This is a genomic window from Yinghuangia sp. YIM S09857, from assembly GCF_051388915.1.
In the GTDB taxonomy this organism is placed as follows: Bacteria; Actinomycetota; Actinomycetes; order Streptomycetales; family Streptomycetaceae; genus Yinghuangia.
Genome location: NZ_JBPKBH010000013.1, coordinates 1 through 10431, shown reverse-complemented (window position 1 = coordinate 10431; position 10431 = coordinate 1). Strand labels below are relative to the sequence as shown.

9 protein-coding genes and 1 pseudogene are annotated in these 10431 nt (G+C 73.1%); 7 read left to right on the top strand and 3 right to left on the bottom strand.

Annotated elements, in window-relative coordinates; genetic code table 11:
• The 3 genes and pseudogenes from ACRX5S_RS25465 to mtnA all read right to left on the bottom strand — a co-directional run.
• A pseudogene (locus ACRX5S_RS25465) lies at positions 1 to 224 on the bottom strand (hypothetical protein); the annotation flags it as partial.
• Between the two features lie 4 nt (positions 225 to 228).
• Complete coding sequence (gene mtrA / locus ACRX5S_RS25460; protein ID WP_358363607.1) at positions 229 to 915, bottom strand: MtrAB system response regulator MtrA; 687 nt, start codon at positions 913 to 915, stop codon at positions 229 to 231.
• Positions 912 to 2006 (bottom strand): S-methyl-5-thioribose-1-phosphate isomerase, encoded by a 1095-nt coding sequence (mtnA, locus tag ACRX5S_RS25455; protein ID WP_436775415.1) that lies wholly within the window; start codon positions 2004 to 2006, stop codon positions 912 to 914. The genes mtrA and mtnA overlap by 4 nt, the downstream gene beginning before the upstream one ends.
• Positions 2007 to 2963: 957 nt before the next feature.
• Here mtnA and ACRX5S_RS25450 point away from each other — a divergent pair.
• The 7 genes from ACRX5S_RS25450 to ACRX5S_RS25420 all read left to right on the top strand — a co-directional run bounded on the left by ACRX5S_RS25450 (position 2964) and on the right by ACRX5S_RS25420 (position 10339).
• Positions 2964 to 4022, top strand: a complete 1059-nt coding sequence (locus tag ACRX5S_RS25450; protein WP_436775414.1) for a hypothetical protein — start codon at positions 2964 to 2966, stop codon at positions 4020 to 4022.
• Positions 4019 to 4717, top strand: coding sequence for a DUF4129 domain-containing protein (locus ACRX5S_RS25445; protein ID WP_436775413.1), 699 nt, complete (start codon positions 4019 to 4021; stop codon positions 4715 to 4717). The genes ACRX5S_RS25450 and ACRX5S_RS25445 overlap by 4 nt, the downstream gene beginning before the upstream one ends.
• Positions 4714 to 6048, top strand: a complete 1335-nt coding sequence (locus tag ACRX5S_RS25440) for a DUF4350 domain-containing protein (protein WP_436775412.1) — start codon at positions 4714 to 4716, stop codon at positions 6046 to 6048. Before ACRX5S_RS25445 ends, ACRX5S_RS25440 begins: the two co-directional genes overlap by 4 nt.
• A 44-nt stretch (positions 6049 to 6092) precedes the next feature.
• Positions 6093 to 7022 (top strand): AAA family ATPase, encoded by a 930-nt coding sequence (locus ACRX5S_RS25435; protein ID WP_436775605.1) that lies wholly within the window; start codon positions 6093 to 6095, stop codon positions 7020 to 7022.
• 304 nt (positions 7023 to 7326) lie between these two features.
• Positions 7327 to 8625, top strand: a complete 1299-nt coding sequence (locus ACRX5S_RS25430; RefSeq protein WP_436775411.1) for a DUF58 domain-containing protein — start codon at positions 7327 to 7329, stop codon at positions 8623 to 8625.
• A gap of 143 nt (positions 8626 to 8768) precedes the next feature.
• Complete coding sequence (locus tag ACRX5S_RS25425) at positions 8769 to 9176, top strand: YciI family protein (protein ID WP_436775410.1); 408 nt, start codon at positions 8769 to 8771, stop codon at positions 9174 to 9176.
• An 8-nt stretch (positions 9177 to 9184) separates the two neighbouring features.
• Entirely contained in the window at positions 9185 to 10339 is a 1155-nt protein-coding gene (locus tag ACRX5S_RS25420) for an RNA polymerase sigma factor (protein WP_436775604.1), read from the top strand.
• Positions 10340 to 10431: the final 92 nt, after the last annotated feature.

Genomic DNA, 10431 nt, shown 5'->3' with positions numbered 1-10431 from the left:
GGGGGACCACCGGGCACGGCACCGCCCGGCGGCGGTCCGCTCGGCTTCGGCGGTACGGCCGACCCGGACGCGGCGTCCGGCTCCGGACCGGCGTCCTCCGGCGTCCGGGCACGCTCGACGTCGGACTCGCGCGACGGCGTCCGCGCGGGTCTTCGGAAGGCGCCGAACCGGTCCGGGAACCGTCCCCCGGACCCCTGGCCCGGTTCGGGACGGCGGTCGTTCACCACGTCAGGCGGGGCCGGCCTTGTAGCCGACGCCGCGTACTGTCACCACGATCTCGGGTCGCTCGGGGTCGCGCTCGATCTTCGAGCGCAGCCGCTGCACATGGACGTTGACCAGCCGGGTGTCGGCGGCGTGCCGGTAGCCCCAGACCTGCTCCAGCAGCACCTCACGGGTGAAGACCTGCCAGGGCTTGCGGGCGAGGGCGACCAGCAGGTCGAATTCGAGCGGGGTGAGCGCGATGTTGCGCCCGTCCCGCTTGACCGAGTGCCCGGCCACGTCGATGACCAGGTCACCGATGACCAACTGCTCCGGCGTCGGCTCCTCGGCGCGGCGCAGCCGCGCGCGGACCCGGGCCACCAGTTCCTTGGGCTTGAACGGTTTGATCACATAGTCGTCCGCGCCGGACTCCAGGCCGACGACCACGTCGACCGTGTCGCTCTTCGCGGTGAGCATGACGATCGGCACGCCTGACTCGGCGCGGATCTGACGGCAGACATCGATTCCGTCCCGTCCCGGCAGCATCAGGTCGAGCAGCACCAGATCCGGTTTGACCTCCCGGAACACCTGGAGAGCTTTGTCGCCGTCCGCCACGAACGACGGCTCGAACCCTTCGCCGCGCAGCACGATGCCAAGCATCTCGGACAGCGCGGTGTCGTCGTCGACGATGAGGACACGTCCCTTCATAGACATCATCGTCGCATTACCGGATCGTGACCTGCACTCATCCGAGCAATCGCGATCGCACTTACCGGCGACAAAACGCCTGATTCTGTGACAATCGCGGTGATCAGCTCGGGCGGCGTCACGTCGAAAGCCGGGTTGTACGCAGGACTGCCCGGCGGCGCGAGCGGCAAACCGGACAACTCCGTGACCTCGCCGCCGTCCCGCTGCTCGACGACGATCCCGTCCGCGCCGGGGGTGTCGAGGTCGACCGTGCTCATCGGCGCGACCACGGCGAACGGCACATCGTGGTGCCGGGCCAGGACGGCCAGGGGGTACGTGCCGACCTTGTTGGCCGTGGCGCCGTCCGCGGCGATGCGGTCCGCGCCGACGACGACAAGGTCCACCTCCCCGGCCGCGAACAGCGAGCCGGCCGCGTTGTCGGCGAGGACGGCGTACGGCATGCCGGTCTGCGCGGCCTCGTACGCGGTCAGCCGCGCGCCCTGGAGCAGCGGGCGCGTCTCGTCCACCCAGAGCTGCCCGAGGCGCCCGGCGCGGTGCAGCTCACGCACCACGGCCAGCGCGGTGCCCTCTCCTCCGGAGACCAGCGCACCGGTGTTGCAGTGCGTCAGGACGCGGAGCGGGCGGTCGGCGACGAGGTCGGACGCGTACGCCGCCCCGTGCGCGGCCATCGCGGCACTCGCCCGCGCGTCCTCGTCGTGCACGGCCCGGGCCTCGCGCAGCGCGGCGAGGGCGTCGCCGCCGGACGCCTCCCACGCGGCGAAGGCACGGTGCGCGCCCCAGCCGAGGTTCACCGCGGTCGGCCGCGCCTGGGCGATGTCCGCGACGGCGGCCTTGACGTCGTCCCCGCGCGCGGCCGCCAGAGCGACCCCGTAGGCGCCGACGATGCCGAGCACGGGCGCGCCGCGCACGACGAGCCGGCGGACGGCGTCGACCAGGGTGGGCACGTCGCTGCACACGAGACGCACCTCCTCGTGCGGCAGCCGGGTCTGGTCGAGGAGAACCACCGCGGGTCCGTGGCCGTAGGCGGTCGGGACGTCGTCGAGCCAGTACGCGGGCCGGGGCGACCAGTCGTCGGCGGCGTGTGCGGGGGCATTGTCCATGCCACGAGTGTGCCCGCCCGGGACGCGCGCCGCGTCGTCGCGGTTGGGGCGGGTACGGCATATACCGACAACCCGCACCCGGCACAGCGGGAAAGCGGGAGTCGATCATCAAGTCCGGGCAAAAACATGCCACGATTGACCGCCACCCACCAGGAACAAGGAGCGACTTCGATGACGGACTCCCCGGGCAGGGCCACACCGGATTCACCGGGGCCCGACGACCCGCGTCGGTCTCCGCAGTCGCCCGCCCCCGACTCCGAGGCCGCCCCCGCAAGCGAAGGCACCTCCACCGCGGACGACCAGGAGCCCCGCGCGCACGGCGACGCCCGCGACGCCGGAGTGGCACGCACAGACAATGCCGCCTCCCCCGCGCCCGGCGACGACCGCGAGCCGGACGGCCGCCGCGAGGAGCGGGCGTCGGAGGAACCGGGTTGGGGCGTACCTGGTTCGGGAGGGGAGAGTTCGGAGGGGCCGCGCTCGGGCGCGCCGGGGGACACGGGCCCAGCTGCGGGCCGGGGCTCGCATTCGGGTTCGGGGACGGACGATCCGGGCTCCTCCGTAGCGGCCCCCGCCCCCACCGCGCACGACGAGGCCGCGGTGCAGGACAGTCGGCCGTCCGCGGCCGGTTCGGAAGCGGGTGGCGCTTCTGACGCAGGCGGCGCCTCTGACGCGAGTGGCACGCCGGACACGGACAGCACCTCGGGCACAGGCAGCACCTCAGGCGCGGGCAGCACCAGGGGCACGTCTGATGCGGCCGACGGCACCCACTCCGGCGGCGTACCCGATCTGGACAAGCCCGCGGCGCCCGATGTCCCTCCTGGGTGGTCGGCTCAGCAGCCGCCGGCGGCCGGGGGTGGGTGGGGGCTGCCCGGCGGGGGTGCGCCGCCTCCGCCGCAGGCGCCCGGGACGCCGCAGGGGTGGGCACCGCAGCAGCCGCCGCCCGCCGGAGGGTGGGGCGTGCCGGGCGGTGGGCAGCAGCCGACGCACGGCTGGGGTGCGCCGAGCGGCCCCGGTGGGCCCGGATGGGGTGCACCGCAGGGGTGGCGTGGGCCGTACCTTCCCGCCGCGAAACCCGGCATCATCCCGCTGCGCCCGCTCGGCGTCGGCGAGTTGCTGGACGGCGCGGTCGCCGCGATGCGCACGCACTGGAAGGTGATGATCGGGCTGTCGCTCGTCGTCGCCGTCATCACCCAGGCGATCGTGATTCCCGCGCAGTGGGCGATGCTCCGCAACGTCGACACGTCCGTCCTCGACGAGTCCGACCCGGACACCGACGAACTCCTCGACGTCCTCGGCCCGGTGCTCGGGTCGAGCGCGGTCCTGATCGTCGTGATGCTGCTCGGGCAGCTCATCATCACCGGCATCCTGACGCTCGTCGTCAGCCGGGCCGTTCTCGGCAAGGGCATGACGGTCGGTCAGGCCTGGTCCGGCGCACGCCCGTTGCTGCTGCGGCTGCTCGGCGTCTCGGTGATGACGTTCCTGATCCCGATCGGCCTGGTGGTCGCCTGCATGGTCCCCGGCCTGATCCTGGCTCTCGCGGCCGGTGACGCGGGCGGGGCGCTGATCGTCCTCGGCGCCCTCGGTGGCGCCGGTCTCGCGATCTACGCGTACGTCCTGCTGCAACTCTCCAGCCCCGCACTGATCCTGGAGAAGCAGACGGTACGCAAGGCGCTCGTCCGCTCCCGCAAGCTGGTGACCGGCAGTTGGTGGCGCGTCCTCGGCATCACGCTGCTCATCTGGCTGCTCACCGCGATCATCGGCAGCATCGTGCAGCTGCCCTTCACCTTCGCGGCCGGCTTCTCGTCGGTCTACGGCACTGCGGTGCCCACGTCGTTCGGCGACATGATGCTGCTCGGCGTCGGGACGGTGATCTCGTACGGCCTGACCTTCCCGTTCGGCGCCGCCGCCCTCGTGCTGCTCTACATCGACCAGCGCATGCGCCGTGAGGCCCTGGACCTCGAACTCGCGCGCGCGGCGGGCCTGGTGCCCGACGACGCCGCCCCGGCGGCCTCGTGACCGCAGGCCTCCTCCGGTCCCTGGCGGCCGCGGCCACGCCCGAGCCGTTCGAGCCGCTCGACATCCCGCGCGACCCGGCCCGCGAAGCCGCGCGCGACGAGTTGTCGAAGCCGATGTACCACCAGGACGACCCGTCGTTGTTCACGAGGGCGTTCAACTGGCTGCTGGACCGCTTCCAGGAACTGGTCGACCGCATGACGTCGGTCGCGCCCGGCGGCGGTTTCGGCGTCATCGTCGTGCTGCTGCTGGCGGTGGCGCTGATCATCGCCCTGCGCCTGCGACTTGGCCCGCTGCGCACGGCGCGCGGTCGGCGCGAGGCGCTGTTCACCGCCGAAGGGCCGCGTACCGCGGCCGAATACCGCGCGCTCGCGGACGAAGCCGCCGCGCGCGGCGCGTGGGACGACGCGGTGCAGAACCGACTCCGGGCCGTGGTCCGGGCGTTGGAGGAACGCGCCGTCCTCGACGAGCGGCCCGGCCGTACCGCCGACGAGGCCGCGGACGAGGCTGGACGCCAACTTCCGGACCTCGCCGCCGCGTTGTTGTCCGCCGCGTTCATGTTCGACGACGTCCGCTACGGCGGCCACGCCGGCACCGAGGAGATGGACGCCGCCCTGCGCGACCTCGACACCCGCTGCGCCGCTGCCCGCCCCGCACGCGAGCCGGTCGCCGCCGGACCCGACCGGACACCGCGGTGAACGACGCGGTGGGCGACGGAGTGAACGACGCGGTGGACGACGACGGCGTGAGAGCCGAGGCAGGCGACGGGGTGAAAGGCGCGCCGGAGAGCGCGGCCGAGGACACGGTGCGCGGCGACGCGATCCGACGGGACTCCGGTGCGGCGCGAGACCGGCGCGGAGTCGCCGTGACCACCTCCATCAGCCCCGACGCCGCGACCGTGTGGCGCGCCGCCCGGGGGCCGCTGCTGCTCGCGGCACTCATCCTCTTCGTCGTCGGCGCGATCGTCCTGATCACCGGCGGACGCGACCGCGGCGAACTCGACCCGCGCGCCGTCGACCCCGCCGGGTCCCGCGCGCTCGCCGAAATCCTGCGCGACGAAGGCGTCGCCGTCACCCTCGTCACCACACCGGAGGCGCTGCGCACCGCCGTCGAGCAGGCCCCGGCGGGCAGCACGGTGCTGGTGCCGTTCCCGGACCGGCTCACCGCCGAGCAGATCGCCGCCGCAGCGGTGCTGCGGCCCGCGCGTACCGTCCTCGTCGCACCGGACAACGGCAGCCTCGAAACCTTCGGCCTCAGCGCCCGCGACGACGGCACCGCCGACCGCCGCGCGGTCCTGCCGCGGTGCGACCTGCCCGAGGCGCTGCGGGCCGGCGACGCCGACCTCGGCGGCACCGGTTACGAGACCAGCGTGCGCGGCGCCGTGCGGTGCTACCCGGCGGACGGTGCCCCGACCCTCGTCATCCTGCCGCGCGACGCCGGCGACGTCGTGCTGCTGGGCACCGGAAGGGCGTTGCGCAACGACCGCCTCGACCAACGCGGCAACGCCTCCCTGACCATGCAGCTCCTCGGCGCGCACCAGCAGTTGCTGTGGTATCTGCCTGAGGAGTCCGCCGACGGCGACGAGGGCCTGCTCAGCCTGCTGCCCGCGGGCTGGCGGTTCGGGGCCATTCAACTCTCCGCCGCCGTCATCCTGTTCGCGCTCCACCGGGCCCGACGCCTCGGACCGGTCGTCACCGAACCGCTGCCGGTGGTGGTCCGCGCCGCCGAGACCGCGGAGGGACGAGCGCGCCTCTACCGGCGGGGGCACACCGTCGACCGGGCCTCGGAGCAGTTGCGGGCGGCGGCCCGTACCCGCATCGCGGCACGCCTCGGCACCGGCTCCGGCCCCGCCGCGACCGAACCGGCCGTGCTGGTGGACGCCGTCGCGGCACGCACGCGCCGCGCACCCGCGGACGTGTACCACCTCCTGTACGGTGCCGTCCCGGAGGACGAGAGCGGCCTCGTCGCCCTGGCCGACCAACTCGACATGCTGGAAGAACACGTCAAGACAGGGGTACGCCAGCCGTGAACGGACCGGTCCGAACAGTGAGCGCCGACCAGGCGCGCGCCGCCATGGAGGCGCTGCGCGGCGAGGTCGCCAAGGTCGTCGTCGGCCAGGACCCGGTGGTCTCCGGCCTCGTCATCGCACTGCTGTGCCGCGGGCACGTGCTGCTCGAAGGCGTGCCCGGCGTCGCCAAGACGCTCCTCGTGCGCACCCTCGCGCGCGCCCTCGATCTCCGGTCCACGCGCGTGCAGTTCACCCCCGACCTCATGCCCGGCGACGTCACCGGCTCGATGGTCTACGACGCGCGCACCGCCGAGTTCTCGTTCCGCGAGGGCCCGGTCTTCACCAACCTCATGCTCGCCGACGAGATCAACCGCACGCCCCCGAAGACTCAGGCGTCGCTGCTGGAGGCGATGGAGGAACGCCAGGTCTCGGTCGACGGCACACCGCGCCCGCTGCCCGACCCGTTCCTTGTCGCGGCCACCCAGAACCCCGTCGAGTACGAGGGCACCTATCCGCTGCCCGAGGCCCAACTCGACCGGTTCCTGCTGAAGTTGACCGTGCCGCTCCCGCAACGGGACGAGGAGATCGACGTGTTGCGGCGGCACGCGGAGGGTTTCGACCCGCGCGACCTCGACGCGGCGGGGGTGCGTCCGGTGGCCGGCGAAGCCGAACTCGCCGCCGGGCGACGGGCGGTGGCCGGGCTACGGGTGGACCCCGACGTATTGGCATACGTGGTCGACATCGTGCGGGCGACGCGCACGTCTCCGTCCCTGCAACTGGGCGTCTCACCGCGCGGCGCCACCGCGCTGCTGGGCACCGCGCGGGCCTGGGCGTGGCTGTCCGGACGCGACTACACGACGCCGGACGACGTGAAGGCGCTCGCCAAGCCGACCCTGCGGCACCGCGTGCAACTGCGCCCGGAGGCCGAGATGGAAGGCGTCAGCGCGGACGCCGTCGTGGACGCGGTCCTCGCCTCGGTCCCCGTGCCGCGATGAACGCGGGCGGGGAGGCGGGCCGGGAGATGGCAAGCCCTGAAGCGACCAGTCCGGAAGAGACGAGCGCGGAAAAGGCGGGCGCGGATGAGACCAGCGCGGAAGAGGCGGGCGCACAAGGGACGGACGCAGAAGAGACAGGGCGCGTAACACGTGGCTGTGCGTGCGGAGTTGCGGCACGTGAGGTTGTCGCACGCAGGGTCACGGCGCGTGGGGTGACCGTCGGAACCGAACGGCCCTACGCACAACGACCGTTCGAGCCGAAGCGGCACCGGGACCACCCGCACACACCGGCGCGGCGGCCAGCATGACGCTCACCGCCAGGACCGCAATCCTCGCCGCCCTCGGGGCACTTGTCGTCGGCCTCCTCCTGCCCTCGTGGACAGGCGTGTTCATCGTCGAAGGGCTCCTCGCCCTCGGGGTGATCGCCGACCTCGCGCTGGCCGGCTCGGTGCGCGCCCTCACCTTCGAGCGTGCCGGCGACACCACCGTCCGCCTCGGCGAACCCGCGCGCGTGACCCTGACCGTGCGCAACCCGTCCGCCGACCGCCGGGTGCGCGGACTCCTCCGCGACGCCTGGCCGCCCAGCGCCGGGGCCCACGAGCAGCGCCACACCCTGGACCTCCCGCCCGGCGAACGCCGCCGCGTGGCCACCATGCTCGTCCCCACCCGGCGCGGCGACCGCCGGGCGTACCGCGTGACCGTACGCGCCCTCGGGCCCCTCGGACTCGCCGCCCGCCAGGGCTCGCACGAAATCCCGTGGACGGTACGGGTGCTCCCCGCGTTCCCCAGCCGACGCCTGCTCCCCTCGAAGCTTGAGCGCCTGCGCGAACTCGACGGCCGCTCCGCTGTTCTGACGCGGGGTCGGGGGACCGAGTTCGACTCACTGCGCGAGTACGTGCCGGGCGACGACGTACGCTCGATCGACTGGCGGGCCACCGCGCGCAACCAGGGCGTCGTCGTACGGACGTGGCGCCCCGAGCGCGACCGGCACATCCTGCTCGTTCTCGACACGGGCCGCACCTCGGCCGGGCGCATCGGCGACGCGCCCCGCCTGGACGCGGCCATGGACGCCGCCCTGCTGCTCACCGCGGTGGCCGCGCGCGCCGGGGACCGCGTCGACCTGCTGGCCCACGACCGGCGGGTGCGCGCGGACGTGCGGGGCGCGTCGCGTACCGCCGTCCTGACCTCCTTCGTACAGGCCATGGCCCCGCTCGAACCCGAACTCGTCGAGTCCGACGCCCCGCACCTGGTCGCCGAGGTCATCCGCCGCACCAAGCGCCGCTCACTGGTCGTCCTGCTCACCGGCCTGGACGCGGAAGCCGTACGCGAAGGCCTGCTGCCGGTCCTACCGCAGCTCACCGACCGCCACGAGGTCGTCGTCGCGGCCGTCGCCGACCCGGCCCTCACCGAGATGGCCGCCTCGCGCGGCACCGCCGAGGCCGTCTACGACGCGGCCGCCGCGGAACGCGAGCTCGCCGAACGCCGCGACACCTCCGCAAGCCTGCGCCGCCACGGCGTCACCGTGGTCGACGCCGCACCGGGCGACCTCGCGTCCCAGCTCACCGACACGTACCTGGCCCTGAAGCTCGCGGGCCGCCTGTAGGCGGCGGGCCGAGGCCCTGCCGCGCAGCGCAAAAAAAGAAGTCCGGGATCGATGTCGAGATCCCCGAGGCGGCTCCGTCCCTGGTGTGGAATACGACAGCGATGCGCCGACAATCCGGCGCACCGGCACCAAGGAGTAGCACCATGGCCAAGTACCTGATGTTGAAGCACTACCGAGGCGCACCCGCGGCCGTCAACGACGTCCCGATGGACCAGTGGACGCCCGAGGAGATCTCGGCCCACATCCAGTACATGAGCGACTTCGCCGACCGCCTCCGCCAGACCGGAGAGTTCGTCGACGAACAGGCGCTGGCCCCCGAGGGGACGTGGGTCCGCTACGACGGCGAGGGCCGTCCGCCGGTCACCGACGGCCCGTTCGCCGAGACCAAGGACCTCATCGCCGGATGGATGGTGATCGACGTCGACAGCCACGAACGCGCCGTCGAACTGGCCGGCGAACTCTCCGCCGCCCCCGGCGCGGGCGGAAAGCCGATCCACGAGTGGCTGGAGCTGCGCCCGTTCTGGGGCACCCTGCCCACCATCACCGAGTGAGCGAGCCGATGGACGAGGCACTGGTCAGGAGCCTCACCCCGAGCGTGCTCGGTGTCCTCTGCCGCCGCGGAGCCGACTTCGCAGCGGCGGAGGACGCCGTACAGGACGCCCTGGTCGAAGCGGTCCGCACCTGGCCGGCCGAGACGCCGAAGGACCCGAAGGGCTGGCTCATCAAGGTCGCCTGGCGCCGGTTCCTGGACGCGACCCGCTCGGACGTCGCGCGCCGCCGCCGGGAAGACCTCGTCGACGAGGAACCCGCCCCCGGGCCGACGCCCGATGTGGACGACACCCTTCAGCTCTACTTCCTGTGCGCCCATCCGTCGCTGACCCCGTCGTCCGCGGTCGCGCTCACCCTGCGCGCCGTCGGCGGACTGACCACCCGACAGATCGCCCAGGCCTACCTGGTCCCCGAGGCCACGATGGCCCAGCGCATCAGCCGCGCGAAGCGCACAGTCTCCGCAGTGCGGTTCGACCAGCCGGGGGACGTCGCCACGGTGCTGCGCGTTCTCTACCTGGTCTTCAACGAGGGCTACTCCGGCGACGTCGACCTGGCCGCGGAGGCCATCCGGCTCACCCGCCAACTCGCGGCCGCCATCGACCACCCCGAAGTCGCGGGGCTGCTCGCCCTCATGCTGCTCCACCACGCCCGCCGCGCATCGCGGACGGCACCGGACGGAACCCTGGTCCCTCTCGCCGAGCAGGACCGCAGCCGCTGGGACACCACCCTGATCGCGGAAGGCGTCGCCATCCTGCAAACCGCGCTCGCCCGCGACCGCCTGGGCGAATTCCAGGCCCAAGCCGCCATCGCGGCACTCCACGCGGACGCCCTCGCGGCCGAGGACACGGACTGGGTCCAGATCGTGGAGTGGTATGACGAACTCCTCGCCCTGAACGACAGCCCCGTCGTCCGCCTCAACCGCGCGGTGGCGGTGGGCGAGGCCGACGGACCGCAGGCCGGGCTCAAGGCCCTCGCGGAACTGGACGCCGACGACACACTGCCCAGGTACACCGCCGTAGCGGCCTACCTGAACGAACGCGCCGGCAACCTGGACAAGGCGGCGGCGCTGTATATGGATGCGGCGCAGAAAGCGTCGAACCTCGCCGAACACGCCCATCTGACCCGCCAGGCGGCACGCCTCAACGACGTTCGCCGGCGTTGGTGAACTCCAAAGGCAAAGGCCCCGGAAACGCGTGAAGGCCCCCTCCGGAACGGAGGGGGCCTTCACACAAATCAATTCCGGCGGCGTCCTACTCT